The organism is Streptomyces sp. NPDC048671 (assembly GCF_055587045.1).
The window spans coordinates 60,759-77,285 of record NZ_JBVJHB010000015.1 but is presented as its reverse complement, the minus strand read 5'-3'; the positions used below and the strand labels follow the sequence as shown (position 1 = coordinate 77,285).

The window sequence follows — 16,527 nt, the reverse complement described above, 5'->3', positions numbered from 1 at the left end:
GCCGAAACTCCCCAGATTCTCCCCAGCGTCGTTGACCGGTGATCCCTGCCTCTACCCCCGGAGAGATCGTCCGTGAATTGCAAGGCTGAAGAGATTGGTGGCCTGGGAAAGTGTTGGCAGAAGTCGTAGCGACCCGCTATGTCACGCCCCTCCGGGAGGGCGGATCGCTACCCGGGATCGTCGAGGCCGACGACCTCGGCACATACGTCATGAAATTCACCGGTGCCGGTCAGGGGCGCAAGACGCTGGTCGCGGAGGTGATCTGCGGGCAGCTCGGCCGACGGCTCGGGCTGCGCGTCCCGGACCTCGCGCAGATGCAGCTGGACCCGGTCATCGGTCTCGCCGAGCCCGACCAGGAGGTGCAGGAGCTCCTGAAGTCCAGCGGTGGCCTCAACCTCGGGATGGACTTCCTCCCCGGTTCCCTCGGGTTCGACGCGCTCGCCTACCAGGTCGATCCGCGCGAGGCCGGACGCGTCGTCTGGTTCGACGCGCTGATCAACAACGTCGACCGGTCCTGGCGCAATCCGAACATGCTGATCTGGCACGGTGACCTCTGGCTCATCGACCACGGCGCCACCATGATCTGGCACCACAACTGGCCGGGGGCCCAGGCCTCCGTGGCCAAGCCCTACAACGCCTCGGACCACGCGCTGGCCCCCTTCGCCCCCGATGTCGCCGCGGCCGCCGCCGAACTCGCCCCGCTGGTCACCGAGGAACTGCTCACCGAGGTCACGGCCGATGTGCCCGACGAGTGGCTGGTGGACGAGCCCGGGTTCGACTCGACCGGTCAGCTCCGGCGCGCCTATGTGGAGGCGCTGCTGCCGCGAGCGGCCACCATCCACGAGCGGATCACCCTGGACGCGCCCACCGCCGACAAGCCGTCCCGGGCCCCGGGCTGGCTCGCCGAGCGCCTCGCCCCACGGAATGACCCCGAGAACAGCGACGAGAGTGGCCGGGCATGAGTGAACGCGTTGTCTTCGAGTACGCCCTGCTGCGTGTGGTGCCGCGGGTCGAGCGCGGTGAGTTCTTCAATGCCGGCGTGGTGGTCTACTGCCGCCCGAAGGGATTCGTCGGCGCCCGCACCGAACTCGACGAGGGGAAGCTCAAGGTGCTGGACCCCGCCGCGGACGTGACCGGGGTACGCGCCGCGCTGCGCGGCGTCGAGGGTATCTGCCGCGGCGGTGCGGACGCGGGCCAGGCCATGGGTGACGATGCAGGTCGGCGCTTCCGCTGGCTGATCGCCCCGCGCTCGACCGTCATCCAGCCGAGCCCCGTGCACAGCGGTCTGACCACCGACCCCGCCGCCGAGGTGGAGCGGCTGTTCGACCTGCTGGTGCGCTGATTCCCAGCCGCACGGAGCTGTGACATGCGCCGCTGCCTCCGTGGGCCGTTGACACCGGGTGCCAGGCCTTCTAGCGTCTCGACTGCTGAAGGTACTAAGCGGTTGCTCAGTTATCGGGAACCATTTCGCACGGAATGTGCCTGACGTCCGCTGAGCCGCGATCCAAGGGCGAGGAGAACCAAGCATGTCCACCACCGAGCAGCGCGTAGCCATCGTGACGGGAGCGGCACGGGGTATCGGTGCCGCCACCGCGGTACGCCTGGCGGCCGAGGGCCGCGCCGTCGCCGTACTCGACCTGGACGAGGCGGCCTGCAAGGACACCGTCGAGAAGATCACCGCCGCCGGGGGCAGGGCCCTCGCCGTCGCCTGTGACGTGTCGGACAGCACCCAGGTGGAAGCTGCCGTCGCACGGGTGGCCGCCGAGCTCGGCGCCCCGACGATCCTCGTCAACAACGCGGGCGTACTCCGTGACAACCTGCTCTTCAAGATGAGCGAGTCCGACTGGGACTTGGTGATGAACGTGCACCTCAAGGGCGCGTTCCTGATGGCCAAGGCCGTTCAGAAGCACATGGTGGACCAGAAGTTCGGCCGTATCGTCTCGCTGTCCTCCTCCTCCGCCCTGGGCAACCGGGGCCAGGCCAACTACGCCGCGGTCAAGGCGGGTCTGCAGGGCTTCACCAAGACCCTCGCCAAGGAGCTCGGCAAGTTCGGCATCACCGCCAACGCCGTCGCCCCCGGCTTCATCGTCACGGAGATGACCGCGCAGACCGCGGCCCGGGTCGGCATGGGCTTCGAGGAGTTCCAGGCCGCGGCCGCCACCCAGATCCCGGTGCAGCGCGTCGGCTTCCCCGAGGACATCGCCAACGCCATCGCCTTCTTCGCGGGCGACGACGCGGGCTTCGTCTCCGGCCAGGTCATGTACGTCGCCGGCGGACCGCTCAACTGACCCGAAGGGCTGCGGACATCATGACAGTGCAGGACAGCGGGAAGGTCGCGCTGATCACCGGCGCGAGCCGGGGTATCGGCTACGGCATCGCCGAGGCGCTCGTCGCCCGCGGCGACCGGGTGTGCATCACCGGACGCGGCGAGGACGCGCTGAAGGCGGCCGTCGAGGCGCTCGGCTCCGACCGCGTCATCGGCGTGGCGGGCAAGGCGCACGACGAGGCGCACCAGGCCGTGGCCGTCGAGCGCACGATGGAGGCGTTCGGCCGGGTCGACTTCCTGGTCAACAACGCCGGTACGAACCCGGTCTTCGGCCCGATCGCCGAACTCGACCTCAACGTCGCCCGCAAGGTCTTCGAGACGAACGTGGTCTCGGCGCTCGGCTTCGCGCAGCAGACCTGGAAGGCCTGGCAGAAGGAGAACGGCGGGGCGATCGTCAACATCGCCTCCGTCGCGGGCGTCTCCGCCTCGCCCTTCATCGGCGCGTACGGCATGAGCAAGGCCGCGATGATCAATCTGACCCTTCAGCTGGCGCACGAGTTCGCGCCGGTCGTGCGGGTCAACTCGATCGCCCCCGCGGTCGTGAAGACCAGGTTCGCCCAGGCGCTGTACGAGGGCCGCGAGGCGGAGGCGGCCGCGTCCTACCCGCTCGGACGGCTCGGTGTTCCCGAGGACATCGGGGGCGCCGCGGCCTTCCTCACGTCGAGCCAGGCCGATTGGATCACCGGACAGACCCTGGTGGTCGACGGCGGGATTTTCCTGAACGCGGGCGTGGGCTGAGAACACCCTGAGCCGGTTTGGCCCTGATTGATCAAGTGCCCCGTCGGGCCTACGGATTGACCCGACGGGGCGCTGCGGTATGGTCTGCCGACCCATGGCTGATCGAGGAGCGTGCACGTGTTCTACCGGGCCAGTCTGCAGGCTGCTGCAGCCCTTGCTTCCCTGTCTCTGCTGGCCGGCTGCGGTCTGTTGCCCGGCAGCGGTTCGGAGGTGGAACAGAAGCTGGCTGTCGGGACGACCAGCGAGCCCTCCACCCTCGACCCGGCGGCGGCGTGGGACGGTTCCTGGGAGCTGATGCGCAATGTGTTCCAGACTCTGGTCAGCTTCCCCACCGGAAGCACGAGCCCCGAGCCCGATGCCGCGGACCACTGCAAGTTCACCGACACCACCAGCACCGCCTACCGCTGCACGCTCCGCGAGGGTCTGAAGTTCTCCAACGGCGACAAGCTCGACGCCGAGGCCGTGAAGTACTCCATAGACCGCATCAGGACGATCGCGTTCAAGAGCGGACCCAACGGCATGCTCGGCTCGCTCGACCGGGTGGAGACCAAGGGCGACTACGAGGTCATCTTCCATCTGACCAAGCCGGACGCCACCTTCCCGTTCGTGCTGGCCACGCCCGCCATGTCGCTGGTCGCGCCGAGCGACTACTCGGCGCACAAGATCCGCGACGACGGCAAGGTCACCGGCTCCGGACCGTACCTGCTGGACGCGTACAAGCCGGGCGACCGCTCCGAGCTGGTAAAGAACCCCGACTACAAGGGTTTCGCCGACCGCAAGAACGACGCCGTGACCATCCGGTACTTCAAGCAGTCCGGCGCCATGGTGACGGCGCTCAAGAAGAACGAGATCGACGCCACCTACCGCGGGCTGTCCGCCGAGGAGGTCGTCAGCCTGGAGGACAACGAGGACAAGAAGAGCGATCTCCAGCTCGTCGAGACGGTCGGCGCCGACATCCGTTTCCTGGTCTTCAACCCCGAGGACCCGGCCGCCGGGAAACCGGCCGTGCGGCGGGCGATCGCCCAGCTGGTGGACCGGGACGCACTGGTGGCCAAGGTCTACCGGGGCACAGCGGAGCCGCTCTACTCCATGGTGCCCAAGGGCATCGCGGGGCACACGACCAGCTTCTTCGACACCTTCGGCGACCCGGACCGGAAGAAGGCCCGGAAGATCCTCAGGGACGCCGGGATCACCGAGCCCGTCGCGATGACCTTCTGGTTCACCACTGACCGCTACGGCTCCTCGACGGCCCCCGAGTTCGACGAGCTCAAGCGCCAGCTGGAGTCCTCCGGGCTCTTCAAGATCACTCTGAAGAGCCAGCCCTGGAAGAAGTTCCAGGAGGGCTTCACCAAGGGCGAGTACCCCGTCTTCGGCCGGGGCTGGTTCCCGGACTTCCCGGACCCGGACAACTTCATCGCCCCCTTCCTGGGCAAGGACAGCGTCACGGGCGTGCCGTACATGAAGGACGAGATCACCAAGGAGGTGCTGCCCCAGACCCGCAAGGAGAGCAACCGGGGCGCGGTCAGCCAGCAGTTCGAGCGGGCCCAGAAGATCCTGGTCGACGACGTCCGGCTGCTGCCGTTGTGGCAGGGCAAGCTGTACGTGGCCGCGGGTGAGGACATCGGCGGCGGCGAGCGCGCCCTCGACCCGCAGACGGTCATGCAGATGTGGGAGCTGTACCGCAAGGCCAGCTGGTAGCCCGCCGAGGGCCTCCGGGGAGGCTCCCGGCTCCGTTGTCAGTGCGCGCCGGTAGGTTCTGGGATCAAGAACCGATTGTTTACCGGAGGTTGTTGACGTGACCGACACCGACCAGCTGCCCGAGTCCTGGCGCGGCGTACTCGGCGAAGAGCTGCAGAGGCCGTACTTCAAGGAGCTCACCGAGTTCGTCGAGGAGGAGCGGGCCGCGGGACCGGTCTACCCGCCTCGGGGGCAGGTGTTCGCCGCGCTCGACGCGACCCCCTACGACAAGGTGAAGGTCCTGGTCCTGGGGCAGGACCCGTACCACGGCGAGGGCCAGGGGCACGGCCTGTGCTTCTCCGTGCGGCCCGGCGTGAGGACCCCGCCCTCCCTGCGGAACATCTACAAGGAGATGAAGGAGGAGCTCGGCCTGCCGGTCCCGGACAACGGGTATCTGATGCCGTGGGCCGAGCAGGGCGTGCTGCTCCTCAACGCCGTGCTGACGGTGCGCGCGGGCGAGGCCAACTCGCACAAGGGCAAGGGCTGGGAGAAGGTCACGGACGCGGTGATCCGCGCGGTCGCGTCCCGGCCCGACCCGGCGGTCTTCGTGCTCTGGGGCAACTACGCGCAGAAGAAGCTGCCGCTGATCGACGAGGAGCGGCATGTGGTGGTGAAGGGGGCGCACCCCTCGCCGCTCTCGGCCAAGAAGTTCTTCGGGTCCCGCCCGTTCACCCGGATCAACGAGGCGGTCGCGGCCCAGGGGCACCAGCCCATCGACTGGCGCATCCCCGACCTGGGCTGATGGCGCGCCGGAGCCTGAGTGCGATTGTGCGTCGCTGCGGTTAGCGTCGGACCGGCCGGAACCATCCGGAACCGTCCGGAACCCCATGGATTCGGCCGGGCGCAGACGGACGGGCGCGAGGGAGACCGCAGTGACGGAGCAGCAGGAGGCGTCGCGGGACGTCGTCATGACCAGGATCGGCCAGGCCATCATGCTGCTGCACGGCGGTGACCGCGAGGAGGCCCGCAATCGCTTCGGCCTCCTCTGGGCGGAGATCGGTGCGGACGGTGACGCCCTGCACCGGTGCACCCTCGCGCACTACATGGCTGACACCCAGGACGATCCCGGTGACGAGCTGGCCTGGGACCTGCGGGCGCTGGCCGCCGCCCAGGCGCTGACCGACGAGCGCGTCGCGGAGGACCGCGACGCGCTCGCGGTGCGGGCCTTCTACCCGTCGCTCCACCTCAACCTCGCGGCGGACTACGTGAAGCTCCGGCGTCCGTCGGCGGCCCGGATCCACCTGGACCGGGCCCGGGACGCCTCCGGCGTCCTCGCGGACGACGGCGCCGACGACGGCTACGGGGGCGGGGTCCGGGCGGCCATCGGGCGGCTGGAGCGGCGGCTGCGAGAGCTGTGAGGGGGGCGGGGGAGGCGGGCCCGGCCGGCCTCCCGCCGGCCGGCCCGGTCAGTGCCCGTAGGTGCGGTCGCAGATCCGCGACTGCGGACTGCCGGCCGGCCAGTGCCCGTATCCCCGCCCGAGCGCGCAGACATCCGTCCCGGCGACCGGCGCCGGCAGTACGGGTACGGCGGGCACGGCCCGGCGCGGCCGCGGGTGCGCCGGGCCGGGAACGTGCCGTGGCTGCGGGGCGCTGGGCACGGCGCGGCGCGCGGCCGGAGGGGCGGCGGACGCCCGGCCGGTGGTGGCGGGGGACGGCTTCGGGTCCGGTACGGCTTCCAGGATGTCGCGGACCGGGGGCCGGCCGATCTGCGGGGACAGGTCCTGGGCGGGCCGGTCGGCAGCCGGAGCGGGCGGGGCGCTCGGCCGCGGCTGTACGGACACACACCCGGACAGGGCCGTGACCGCCACGGCGACCAGGAGCTTTACGGTGGTTCTGGTTCGATGCACCTGATCAACTCTGCTGTGCGGACCGGCCATTGAGTGGGCCGGAACGCTCGGATTGGTCCGCATGAGTGACCCGGTCAGCGCGGCGCCCCGCGTGTCGCGGCTTCGCGGAGGCAGTGCGGTCCCTGTGCGTCAGTGCCCGAGCATTCCGCGCAGCAGCTCGCCGAAGCCGGTGCGCAGCTCCGCCTCGGACGGCACGGAGCGGCTGTAGGAGCCTGCCGCGCAGGAGAACATCAGCCCCTCGCACCAGGCCACCAGCGACAGCGTGTGCCGTTCGGGCTCGGACGATCCGGCCGCCGTCAGCAGTGCCACCAGGGGTTCGCGGAACTGGCGGCCCGTCGCGTCGAAGAGGGCCCGCAGCTCGGGGCGGCGCGTGGCCTCCAGAGCGAGTTCGTACCGGCAGATGAGCAGCTCGGGGTGGTCGGTCAGATAGCGGTGCAGGGCCAGCGCGAGACCCGCGATCAGCGCGTCCTGGCCGGGAGGAGTGGACGGATCGGAGGGTCCGGGCGGGGCGGCCGATGCGGTCGGCGCGGGGAGCTCGCCGGGCGCCAGTACCCGGGACTCGCGCTCCGCCAGCCGGCGCACCGTCGCCTCCAGCAGGGACTGCCGGGTGCGGGCGTAGTTGGACGTCGAGCCCTGGGGGAGACCTGCCCGTTCGTCCACCGCTCGGTGGGTCAGCCCCCGCATGCCGCGCTCGGCCAGCAGGGCGAGTGCCGCGTCGGTGATCCGTTCGCCCCGGGCGGAGCCGGTGGTGCGTGTCGCCATGGGCCCAACCTACCGTCGAAACTACAGCTGTAGTATCGTGACTCTCACTACAGGTGTAGTTTCGAAGGCCGGGAACTTCGAAAGCCGGGAACGAGGAGGAGCCATGGACGCGCCCCGTGCGGTCGTCATCGGCAGCGGCATCGGCGGTCTCACCGCGGCGGTGGCCCTGCACCGGTCCGGCTGGCAGGTCACCGTGCTGGAGCGGGCCGATTCGCTGGAGCCCGTCGGCGCAGGAATCAGCCTCGCTCCCAACGCCCAGCGCGCCCTGGACGTCATCGGGCTCGGCGACGAGATCAGGTCCCTGGCCGCCTGGCAGGGCGAGGGCGGCATGCGCTCACCGGACGGCCGCTGGCTCGCCAGGACCGACAGCACCGCCGCGGCCGAACGGTTCGGCGGCCCGCTCGTCCTGCTGCACCGGGCCACCCTCATCGACCGCGTCGCCGCCGCGCTCCCCGGCTCCGCCATCCGCACCGGCTGCCCGGCCCGCCTGGTGGACCCGGGTACCGCGGGCGGCCGGCCAGCCGTGATCGGCACCCCGGACGAGGACATGGAGGCCGAACTCGTGATCGGCGCCGACGGCATCCACTCGGCCGTACGGGGCGTGCTCTTCCCGGACCACCCCGGCCCGTCGTACGCGGGCTTCACCACCTGGCGCGTCCTGGTCCCCGCGCCCGCCGAGCCCTTCGCCCCGCACGAGACCTGGGGCCGTGGCGCGCTCTGGGGCACCCAGCCGCTCAAGGACGGCCGGATCTACGCGTACGGGGCCGCCGTCGCCCCGGCGGGTGCGCGGGCCGCCGACGACGAGCGCGCGGAACTGCTGCGCCGGTTCGGCGACTGGCACCGGCCGATCCCCGGGATCATCGCCGCCGCCGGACCCGGAGGTGTCCTCCGTAACGACGTGTACCAGATGACCGATCCGCTGCCCGCCTTCCACCGGGGCCGCGCGGTGCTCGTCGGGGACGCCGCCCACGCCATGGCTCCCACGCTGGGCCAGGGTGGCAACCAGGCCATCGAGGACGCGATCGTGCTCGCCCACCACGTGGCACCGGGCGCGGACCTGGGTGCGGGCCTCGCCGCGTACACCGCCGGCCGGCTGCCCCGGACCACCTCCGTCGTCCGCAAGGCGGCACAGGTCTCACGGCTGATGTGCCTGTCCGGGCCGGTGTCCGTCGCGGTGCGCGACTTCATCATGTCCACGGTCTCCCGGCTCGGACCGGGCCTCGTCCTGCGCACCTTCGACGGCATCGCCGACTGGCGCCCTCCGCAGCCCACGTATGCTGCCGGGACCAAGGACGCGCCGGTACAACCGCGGTGGACCACCACGGACGAGAACCGCGACGCACGGCGTTGAACAGCGAGAAGGAGACCCTGTGAAGGTCGGCTGCATCGGGCTCGGCGACATCGCGCAGAAGGCGTATCTGCCGGTGCTCACCACCCTGCCGGGGGTCGAACTGCATCTGCAGACCCGCACCCCCGCCACCCTGGCCGCCGTCGCGGAGGCCCACCGGATCCCGGCCGCGCAGTGCCACACCGACCTCGAATCGCTGCTCGCCCAGGGGCTGGACGCGGCGTTCGTGCACGCGCCGACGGCCGTGCATCCGGAGATCACCGCCCGGCTGATCGAGGCGGGCGTCCCCACCTACGTCGACAAGCCGCTCGCGTACGGATTCGCGGATTCCGAGCGACTGGTGGAGCTGGCCGAGGCACGCGGTGTCGGTCTCGCCGTCGGCTTCAACCGCCGGGTGGCGCCCGGCTACGCCCAGTGCGCCGAGCACCCGCGCGAGCTGATCCTCATGCAGAAGAACCGCGTCGGGCTGCCGGAGGAGCCGAGGACCATGGTCCTCGACGACTTCATCCACGTCGTCGACACCCTGCGCTTCCTGGTACCCGGGCCGGTCGACCACACCGTCGTACGGGCCAGGATCCGCGACGGCCTGATGCACCACGTCGTGCTCCAGCTCTCCGGCGACGGCTTCACCGCCATCGGTGCGATGAACCGGCTCAGCGGCTCGACCGAGGAACGGCTGGAGGTCTCCGGCCAGGACTCCAAGCGCGAGGTCGTCAACCTCGCCGAGGTGATCGACCACAAGGGCCAGCCGAGCGTACGGCGGCGCGGCGACTGGGTGCCGGTGGCCCGCCAGCGCGGCATCGAGCAGAGTGTGCTGTCGTTCCTGGACGCCGTGCGGGCCGGAAAGCCGCTGAGTGCCCGGGACGCCCTGGAGACGCACGAGCTGTGCGAGCGCATCCTGCGGGACCTCGACTGCGCGTAGGGCCTTGCGCGGGCCCGCTCGTGGGGCCGCCCGTCCGGGCCGGGCGGGCGGGCCCACGATCCCGGCCGCCGGTCCTCCGGATGCGTGGGGACCGGGGCCGATGCAGGCTGAGGAGATGGACCGCCGGCCCGTGGAGGTGACCTCGTGAAACCCCGCCACGAGCCCCAGGGCTGGAGCGCGCTCCAGCCCCCGCCCGGCTACTACTCGGCGGACGGCCGGCCGCCCGACGCGATGCGGCGCGCCCTGATCCTCGACTGGGCAGTCAGCCAGCGGATCGCGAGAGGCTGGCGCGTCGAGACCCGCTCCGAGACCCAGGTCGTCATGGTCCGGGGCCGTCCCCTGAACCATGTGCTGCACGCCGTCCTGACGGTCTTCAGCTGTTTCCTGTGGGGCGTGGTGTGGCTGGTGCTGGGCGTGACCAACAAGGTCGAACGGATCGCGCTCACCGTCGACGCCATGGGCGACATCGTCTCCGTGAACGGTCCGGGCCGGAACACGTTCTGACCGCGCGCCACCCATGAGCCGACGCGCGTCACTCGTCAGTCACACTGCGCGGACTCCGGCCGGGACTCCGCCGCCGGGCGGGCGGCCTGCACGGATGCCGCCCCGCCGTCCGCGACGCCCGAGGTGAGCGCACCCACCGGTACGGGACTGCCGGGCCTGCCGCGCACGGACCGTACCCCATCGAAGGCGCGGAAGGCGCAGAAGGCGGCCAGTACGGCCAGTGCGCCGTACAACGGCCAGTCACCCAGCCGGACATACAGCGTGGTGCCGCCGGCCATGGGGACGCCGAACACCGCGGCCCCACTCGTGTCCGTACCGAGCGGGGCACCGATCCGCTCACCCTGCGGGCCGTACACCGCACTGACACCCGTCAGCGTGGCGTGCACCATCGGGCGGCCGTTCTCGGCGGCGCGCAGAGCCCCGAGCGAGGCGTGCTGGGCGGGTGCCCAGCCGTGCTGGAAGGACGAGGTGGAGGACTGGGCGACCAGTAGCTGCGCACCGTCCCGGGTCAGCCGCCGGCTCATGTCGGGAAACGCGGACTCGAAACAGACCAGCGGGCCGATGCGCAGCCCGTTCGCGCCGGGCAGCGTCATCGTCACCTGCCGTGTGCCGCGCAGCCGGTCCTCGCCCGCCGCCCTGCCCATCGAGGTGGCCCAGCCGAGTGCCGAACGGGCCGGGACGTACTCGCCGAAGGGAACCAGCCGCATCTTGTCGTAACGGTCCCCGGTGAGCCCGTGCGGACCCACCAGCACGGCGCTCTTGAAGATTCCGGTCCGGCCCGACGCGTCGGTCTGTCTGGCGTCCACGTTCACCAGCACGTCCGCGCCCACCAGCCGCGACAGCGCCGCGATGCGGGCCGCGACATCGGGCCGCCGGACCGGATCCACCGCGACGCTGCTCTCGCCCCACACGACCAGGTCGAGATCCCGGCCCGCCAGCGAGCGCGTCAGCTCCTCACTGCGGGCGAAACGGCGCTGCACACTGCCGGGCCCCTCGATGACACCGGGCTGCACGACGGCGATCCGCGCCACCCCCGAACGCTCCGGCTGCGGCGCCCAGATCCACACCGTGCCCACCGCCACGGCGCCCGCCACGAGCGAGACGACGGCCGCCGTGCGGGCGGCCGAGGCCACCAGCAGCGCGGTGAGCGCGGTGTTCACGGCCACCACCAGCAGACTCACCAGCCAGACCCCGCCCACCGAAGCCAGCCGGAGCGCGGGTGTCACCTGCCACTGGCTCGCGCCCAGCAGCCCCCAGGGGCCGCCCAGCGCCTCCCAGGAGCGGGCCAGTTCGATCATCAGCCAGCCGCACGGGACCACGATCACGGCCGCCGCCACCGCGGCGGCGGACAGCCGCCCGCCCAGCAGGCGGGAGACCAGCAGCCCCCACGGGGCCCACAGCAGACCGAGCAGGGCCGCCAGCACCACGATGAACACATGGAGACTCGGCATCAGCCAGTGGTGCACGGCCAGCATGTAACCGGTACCGCCGAGCCACCCGTCGAGCGCCGCCCGGCGGCCCGTACCGGCGGACCGGATCAGGAGCAGCAGGGGGACCAGGGCGACATAGGCGAACCACCACAGTGAAGGCGCGGGGAACGCGAGCGCCGGCAGCGCACCGGCGAGGAGCGCGACGACGCCACGCCACAGGACGGAGCCGAGTATCCGTTCGCCCCACCCGCGCCGCTGCCCGGCCCCGGTCCACATGCCGCGCCTCCTTGTCCTGCCCGCATCGTCCTGCCCGCATCGCCGGGCCCTCAGGGCCTGTCCGGCGGGACCCGTTCCCCAGTTCTGCCCCAGTGTGGGGCAGCGGAAGCGGACCGGGGCGGATCAGCCGGCGGCGAGGGCGCCCGTCATGCTCCGCCACTTCTCGTGGACGGTCACACTCCGGATCCGCCAGCCGCTGTCCGTGCGGACCAGGTCGAAGGCGTACCGCCCGCCGGACACGAAGTTCGGCGCGGCCGGACGTGCTTCCTCCCCGGCGTCCCCGGCGTCCCCGGCGCGCTCGCCGCGTTCGGCGTCGTTCCCGAGCCGCATCGGGTTCATGTAGTCGGCCTGCACCTGGGCGCCGTCGCCCGGATAGCCGCCGAGATCCTGGAGGTCGAGGCGGCGGTTGACGATCAGATGCTGCCTCACGGGAAAGAGCAGCATGGTCTGCGAGAGCCATTGCGCGACCTCGGAGGCGGGCCCTTCGATGCCGCCCGCGGTGCGGTAGTCGGCGCGGCCGTCCGAGGTGAACAGTGCTTGGTAGTCGGCCCATTCGCCGTCGTCCACCGCCACCGCGTAGCCGGTGATCACTGCATCGATGGAGATCCGGTCCATCACGGTCGAGAGATCCACACGCTGCGTCATCGGGTCAGTCTGTGCCCACGGGCGCCAGGGGCCAAGTGCCGTGCACACGCGACAGGCCCGCGGCGGTCCGCGCGGGGCGGCGGCGCGGGCGGCCGGGCGCCGAACGGCGGCGTCAGCAGGGGACCACGGCCACCGGGCCCCGTGCGTGCGTGAGCGTCGTCTGCGCCACCGGGGAGAGGCCGAGACCGAGGGACTCGCCGCCCCTGCGCCGTCCGATCACCGTCAGGGCCGCGGTCGCCGACGCCGCGACGAGCGTGTGCGACGCGGAGCCGTTGACGGGCTCCTTCACGACCTCGACCCGCGGGTACTCCTCCCGCCGGCCCGCCGTCAGCTCGGCGAGGGTGCGCTCGGCCGAGTCGGCCGCCGCGTCCCGGTCGAACACCGGCCCGCCGGACAGCATCGAGGAGAACATCGTCCAGCCGTGCACGATCCGCAGCCGCGCACCGGGGCGCCAAGCGGCCGCCTCGAAGGCGAACTCCAGCACCGACTCGCTGCTCTCGTCGGCGGCCACGCCCGCGACGACGTCCCGGAAGCCCTCCGCCGTCTCCTCCGGGTCCTCCGCCGGCTGCCCGCCGTGGACGACGACCACGGGGCACCGGGCCATGGACGCGGTCGCCAGGCTGTTGGAACCCAGCATCAGCGTGCGGAAGCCGCCGAGCCCGCGCGAGCCGACCACCACCATCGACGCGGCGCGGCTGAGCGCGGTCAGTGCCGCCGCCGGGTAGTCGAGCGGCGCGAGTGTCGTGGGGTGCAGGCCGGGAGCGATCTCGTTCACCCGCCGGACGGACTCCGTGAGCAGTTCCTCCGCCTCGCGCCGCTGCGCCTCCTGGCCGGCCCGCCGGGTGCGCTGGAGCACGTGCACGACCACCAGAGCGAGCCCCCGGCCGAGCGCCTCGCGGGCCGCCCAGTCCAGTGCTTCACGGCCCGGCGACGAACCGTCGACACCGGCGATCACGGGAAGTTCGGTGCTGGTCATGGCTGTCTCCGCAATCCGCCGGTACGTGTGCCGGTCCGGCACATGCGCGCCGGGGACGTACTTCGTACGCTACGGCGCGTGCCGCAAGAGGGCCTCCCGGCACGGCAGGGCGGCGGCCGACACGGCCGTATCCGGTGGTCTGCGCGGCACGGTGCGACGGAACCGCACACGGAGATCCCGAATGAAATGGACGCTCTTGTTCTCGTCTGCCGCGGCGCCTGCGCCTATGCTCGCGGGATGGAGCAGAGCGAAGTCGTGAAGCGTGTGGTCGGCATCCTCACAGAGGCGGGCGAGATGCGCAGGCTCTTGGAGGAGAGCCCGGACCGAGGTGACCCGAGCAACGACTCGACCGTGGTGACCGCCCTCCTGAACGAGACGATGCCGCGGATCGCGATCCCCGAGGACGCCACGATCGAGGACGTGGTGGGGCTGGTCGGCCGTGAGGTCGGGGGAGCGGTGGAGCAGTTGGTCGGAGCGTTCACCCTGGCGTTCGCGATGCTTGCACAGGTACACGACTCCGGTCAGACGGACGTGTCGTCGGCGGACGTGCTGCAGGACCTCGCCCTGCGGGCCGAGCAGTTCGGCACCGAGGGCCCCGGGGAGACGGAAGCCTAGAGCCCGAGGACGGGCGGCGCGCTCGTCGGAAAGAGACCGGCTCCTTCGTAATCGACTTGGCCCCGGAGCACCTCTTCGAGCAGATCAACGAGGCCGCGACCGGATTTCCCCGGGGCGTCAACGAGTTCTCGGCCGTGGGCGTCGAACCGGAACTGATACGCGTCGGCTCCCGAACCGGCCGCTGCTCCGCTGCTCCACCGGGCGTACGGCCACTGCCTCCCGGTGTACGACGACGCCGGGACGCGCGCCGGGGGATCCTGCGCACCATGGAGAACCCGACGACAGCGACAGTCCCGGCCGCACGGGCGGGCAACCACGCCCCCGGCCCGCCCGCCCCCTTCCGCCGCCGCCGGTGGAACGTGCGGCCGGCCGAAGGGCTCTGCTACGCGACGGGGGCCGTGCTCATCGCGTCGGGGCTGGTGCATCTCGTCGTCCTCGTCGTCGACGGCGGTTCCTGGGACGGCCCGGTGTCCTGGCGCAAGCCCGTCACCTTCGGCCTCTCCTTCGGGCTGACGCTCATCGTGATCGCATGGATCTCTTCGTACCTGCGGATCGGTGTCCGCGCCCGGACCGTGCTGCTGGGGACGTTCGCCGCTGACTGCGTGCTGGAGGTCGCCGGAATCACCGTGCAGGCGTGGCGCCGCGTGCCGTCCCACTTCAACATGGGGACCCCCTTCGACACGGGGGTGTCCATGACGCTGGCCGTCGGCGGGGGAGTGCTGGTCGTCATCCTCTCCACGTTCTCGGCCGCCGCCTTCCTCCGGCGGCCCGGCGGACCGCCCGGCATGGCGCTCGCGCTGCGCGCGGGGTGCGGGATTCTCGTCATCGGGCTGCTGTCGGGTGCGGCCATGATCGCGCGCGGCGTGTATCTGACCCGCACCGGGCATCAGTTGGCCGGATACGCCTCCACGGCATCGCTCAAGCCCCTGCACGGCGTCAGCCTCCACGCCGTCCTGGTGCTCCCGGTACTGACACGCCTCCTGGCCATGACATCGTGGAGCCCACACACCCGCGTGTCCGTCGTGCGGGCCGCTGCCGGCTGCTACGCGGCGGCCGTCGCGGCAGCGCTGGTGTGGGCGGTCGTCGCTTACTGATGCGGCCGTGAAGGCGAACACGGGGCGCACCGGCGACGGTGCCGACGGCCGCAGCGGCGGCAACGGATAGTCTCTGCAAGCCTCGTCGGATACCGGTGCCCTGGTGGGTGTGGGACCGGGACGATGCCACACCCCGTCGTCGCCGCTGTCCAAGGACCGGCCGGCCGCGGGGCTCTCACAGCAACTGCGATGTACAGGAGACCCGATGGCTGATACCCCGACCCGCCAGGTTCAGCGGCGCTCGGACGAGAGCGCGGCGGGCTCGGCGGCCGAGGCCCCGGGCCGTGTCGAGGCCGTACCGACACCGCGCTATCAGGGGCTGTTCGTCGAACCCGATCTTCCGCCTTTCGTCGAGACCGAGTGACGGCACCCCGGCCTAGGGTCTTTCGTTTGGATCAGGCTGGATCAGGGAGCGGGGGCCGGTGCCGTGCATCGCAAGGCGGAGGAGGGAGTCAGGGCGGAGTCCTGGCGACCGACGACAACGCCGCGAGGTGCGGTGCCGGCCCCCGCGAGCCCAGCATGATCCAAACGAGAGGCCCTAGGTCCGGACTGCCCCCGTGCCCGCTCCGGCGGACACGGGGGCAGTCCGGTACCGGGGCGCCCGCCCCCGACCTCCAGCCGTCCTGCGTGGCCCCCGGCTGTACGGGCGCGGCGCATCGTGGAAGCTGTCGGCATGAACATCTCTGCCGACGAAGGCTCACCGGAACGAGCGGGCTACCGGCGATCGGCGGGGTCGCCGCGCGGTGAGGCCCGCCGCCGGGAACTGCTCGACCGGGTCACCGAGGACCTCGCGGCCAACGGGCTCGTGGACTTCTCGCTGCGGCGCGCCGCACGCGCCGCCGGCACCACGCACAAGGTGCTCCTGTACCACTTCGACGGAGCCGACGACCTTCTCGTGCGGGCGGTCCTCCAGCTGCGCGGCCGCCGCATCGCGAGGGCGCTGGCCGCCGCCACCGAAGGAGAGGTCCGCCGGTCGCTGGGGGACTGGGTGCGCGCGATCTGGCCCATCCTGGTGGGCGAGGAGGCGCGGGTCCTCGACCAGGCCATCGGCCTGGCGATGTACGACTCCGAACGCTACGCCGCACTCGGCCGCGAGGCGTCCCAGCAGTATCTGCCCACCCTGCTCGCCGTCTGCCCGGAGCACTGGTCCGCCCGCCGCAAGCTGGAGGTCGCCGAGATGGTTCTCGCGACGCTCCGCGGCTTCCTGGTGGACGCCCGGACCAGCGGGGACGCCGCCGGGGTCGCCGCCGGGTTCGAGGCGCTGGTGCGCGCGCTGGAGCGCGAGGAGGCCGCCGAGGAGTGACCGT

19 protein-coding genes are annotated in these 16,527 nt (G+C 71.7%); 14 read left to right on the top strand and 5 right to left on the bottom strand.

All coding sequences use genetic code 11. From position 1 onward, the window contains the following. Positions 1–110 precede the first annotated feature (110 nt). The 7 genes from ACZ6S6_RS28450 to ACZ6S6_RS28420 all read left to right on the top strand — a co-directional run bounded on the left by ACZ6S6_RS28450 (position 111) and on the right by ACZ6S6_RS28420 (position 6,159). Positions 111–962, top strand: a complete 852-nt coding sequence (locus ACZ6S6_RS28450; protein ID WP_469707422.1) for a HipA family kinase — start codon at positions 111–113, stop codon at positions 960–962. Next, a complete protein-coding gene (locus ACZ6S6_RS28445) occupies positions 959–1,342 on the top strand; it encodes a DUF3037 domain-containing protein (RefSeq protein WP_362960971.1) in 384 nt (127 codons plus the stop codon). The genes ACZ6S6_RS28450 and ACZ6S6_RS28445 overlap by 4 nt, the downstream gene beginning before the upstream one ends. A 184-nt stretch (positions 1,343–1,526) precedes the next feature. Beyond that, entirely contained in the window at positions 1,527–2,288 is a 762-nt protein-coding gene (gene fabG / locus ACZ6S6_RS28440; RefSeq protein WP_362960969.1) for a 3-oxoacyl-ACP reductase FabG, read from the top strand. A 20-nt stretch (positions 2,289–2,308) separates the two neighbouring features. Beyond that, positions 2,309–3,064, top strand: coding sequence for an SDR family oxidoreductase (locus ACZ6S6_RS28435; protein WP_469707419.1), 756 nt, complete (start codon positions 2,309–2,311; stop codon positions 3,062–3,064). Positions 3,065–3,181: 117 nt separating this feature from the next. Then, the gene (locus tag ACZ6S6_RS28430) at positions 3,182–4,762 is read left to right on the top strand and encodes an ABC transporter substrate-binding protein (protein WP_362960963.1); all 1,581 of its coding nucleotides are present in this window, start codon (positions 3,182–3,184) and stop codon (positions 4,760–4,762) included. A gap of 97 nt (positions 4,763–4,859) precedes the next feature. Next, complete coding sequence (locus ACZ6S6_RS28425) at positions 4,860–5,543, top strand: uracil-DNA glycosylase (RefSeq protein WP_469707416.1); 684 nt, start codon at positions 4,860–4,862, stop codon at positions 5,541–5,543. A gap of 130 nt (positions 5,544–5,673) precedes the next feature. After that, entirely contained in the window at positions 5,674–6,159 is a 486-nt protein-coding gene (locus ACZ6S6_RS28420) for a hypothetical protein (protein ID WP_469707414.1), read from the top strand. A 48-nt stretch (positions 6,160–6,207) separates the two neighbouring features. Here the strand turns inward: ACZ6S6_RS28420 and ACZ6S6_RS28415 are convergent, their stop codons facing one another. Next, on the bottom strand, positions 6,208–6,648 hold the full coding sequence (locus tag ACZ6S6_RS28415) for a hypothetical protein (protein WP_469707410.1): 441 nt from the start codon (positions 6,646–6,648) through the stop codon (positions 6,208–6,210). A gap of 129 nt (positions 6,649–6,777) precedes the next feature. Beyond that, positions 6,778–7,410, bottom strand: a complete 633-nt coding sequence (locus ACZ6S6_RS28410; protein WP_469707406.1) for a TetR/AcrR family transcriptional regulator — start codon at positions 7,408–7,410, stop codon at positions 6,778–6,780. 103 nt (positions 7,411–7,513) lie between these two features. On the opposite strand from ACZ6S6_RS28410, the gene ACZ6S6_RS28405 reads away from it, so the two are divergent. From ACZ6S6_RS28405 to ACZ6S6_RS28395, 3 genes are all read left to right on the top strand, one after another. Next, positions 7,514–8,761 (top strand): FAD-dependent monooxygenase, encoded by a 1,248-nt coding sequence (locus tag ACZ6S6_RS28405; protein ID WP_469707403.1) that lies wholly within the window; start codon positions 7,514–7,516, stop codon positions 8,759–8,761. 19 nt (positions 8,762–8,780) lie between these two features. Continuing rightward, a complete protein-coding gene (locus ACZ6S6_RS28400) occupies positions 8,781–9,680 on the top strand; it encodes a Gfo/Idh/MocA family protein (protein WP_469707401.1) in 900 nt (299 codons plus the stop codon). A 144-nt stretch (positions 9,681–9,824) separates the two neighbouring features. Then, on the top strand, positions 9,825–10,184 hold the full coding sequence (locus ACZ6S6_RS28395; RefSeq protein WP_469707399.1) for a hypothetical protein: 360 nt from the start codon (positions 9,825–9,827) through the stop codon (positions 10,182–10,184). Between the two features lie 35 nt (positions 10,185–10,219). Here ACZ6S6_RS28395 and lnt read toward each other — a convergent pair whose 3' ends face one another. From lnt to ACZ6S6_RS28380, 3 genes are all read right to left on the bottom strand, one after another. After that, a complete protein-coding gene (gene lnt / locus ACZ6S6_RS28390; RefSeq protein WP_469707397.1) occupies positions 10,220–11,890 on the bottom strand; it encodes an apolipoprotein N-acyltransferase in 1,671 nt (556 codons plus the stop codon). Between the two features lie 123 nt (positions 11,891–12,013). Next, positions 12,014–12,535, bottom strand: a complete 522-nt coding sequence (locus tag ACZ6S6_RS28385) for a nuclear transport factor 2 family protein (RefSeq protein WP_469707395.1) — start codon at positions 12,533–12,535, stop codon at positions 12,014–12,016. A 112-nt stretch (positions 12,536–12,647) separates the two neighbouring features. Next, positions 12,648–13,511, bottom strand: a complete 864-nt coding sequence (locus ACZ6S6_RS28380) for a universal stress protein (RefSeq protein ID WP_469707394.1) — start codon at positions 13,509–13,511, stop codon at positions 12,648–12,650. A 237-nt stretch (positions 13,512–13,748) separates the two neighbouring features. Here ACZ6S6_RS28380 and ACZ6S6_RS28375 point away from each other — a divergent pair, with 237 nt between their 5' ends. The 4 genes from ACZ6S6_RS28375 to ACZ6S6_RS28360 all read left to right on the top strand — a co-directional run bounded on the left by ACZ6S6_RS28375 (position 13,749) and on the right by ACZ6S6_RS28360 (position 16,523). Then, positions 13,749–14,126: a hypothetical protein gene (locus ACZ6S6_RS28375; RefSeq protein ID WP_362960932.1), complete on the top strand. Its 378-nt coding sequence runs from the start codon at positions 13,749–13,751 to the stop codon at positions 14,124–14,126. Positions 14,127–14,392: 266 nt separating this feature from the next. Continuing rightward, positions 14,393–15,220, top strand: coding sequence for a hypothetical protein (locus tag ACZ6S6_RS28370; protein WP_469707576.1), 828 nt, complete (start codon positions 14,393–14,395; stop codon positions 15,218–15,220). Between the two features lie 205 nt (positions 15,221–15,425). Beyond that, the gene (locus ACZ6S6_RS28365; RefSeq protein ID WP_362960929.1) at positions 15,426–15,584 is read left to right on the top strand and encodes a hypothetical protein; all 159 of its coding nucleotides are present in this window, start codon (positions 15,426–15,428) and stop codon (positions 15,582–15,584) included. 309 nt (positions 15,585–15,893) lie between these two features. Then, complete coding sequence (locus ACZ6S6_RS28360; RefSeq protein ID WP_469707392.1) at positions 15,894–16,523, top strand: TetR/AcrR family transcriptional regulator; 630 nt, start codon at positions 15,894–15,896, stop codon at positions 16,521–16,523. Positions 16,524–16,527: the final 4 nt, after the last annotated feature.

Coding starts and splice junctions, on each gene's coding strand:
- lnt (WP_469707397.1), bottom strand. CDS start 11,890: ATGTGGACCGGGGCCGGGCAGCGGCGCGGGTGGGGCGAACGGATACTC.
- fabG (WP_362960969.1), top strand. CDS start 1,527: ATGTCCACCACCGAGCAGCGCGTAGCCATCGTGACGGGAGCGGCACGG.
- ACZ6S6_RS28385 (WP_469707395.1), bottom strand. CDS start 12,535: ATGACGCAGCGTGTGGATCTCTCGACCGTGATGGACCGGATCTCCATC.
- ACZ6S6_RS28445 (WP_362960971.1), top strand. CDS start 959: ATGAGTGAACGCGTTGTCTTCGAGTACGCCCTGCTGCGTGTGGTGCCG.
- ACZ6S6_RS28380 (WP_469707394.1), bottom strand. CDS start 13,511: ATGACCAGCACCGAACTTCCCGTGATCGCCGGTGTCGACGGTTCGTCG.
- ACZ6S6_RS28435 (WP_469707419.1), top strand. CDS start 2,309: ATGACAGTGCAGGACAGCGGGAAGGTCGCGCTGATCACCGGCGCGAGC.
- ACZ6S6_RS28365 (WP_362960929.1), top strand. CDS start 15,426: ATGGCTGATACCCCGACCCGCCAGGTTCAGCGGCGCTCGGACGAGAGC.
- ACZ6S6_RS28375 (WP_362960932.1), top strand. CDS start 13,749: ATGGAGCAGAGCGAAGTCGTGAAGCGTGTGGTCGGCATCCTCACAGAG.
- ACZ6S6_RS28360 (WP_469707392.1), top strand. CDS start 15,894: ATGAACATCTCTGCCGACGAAGGCTCACCGGAACGAGCGGGCTACCGG.
- ACZ6S6_RS28410 (WP_469707406.1), bottom strand. CDS start 7,410: ATGGCGACACGCACCACCGGCTCCGCCCGGGGCGAACGGATCACCGAC.
- ACZ6S6_RS28370 (WP_469707576.1), top strand. CDS start 14,393: ATGGAGAACCCGACGACAGCGACAGTCCCGGCCGCACGGGCGGGCAAC.
- ACZ6S6_RS28405 (WP_469707403.1), top strand. CDS start 7,514: ATGGACGCGCCCCGTGCGGTCGTCATCGGCAGCGGCATCGGCGGTCTC.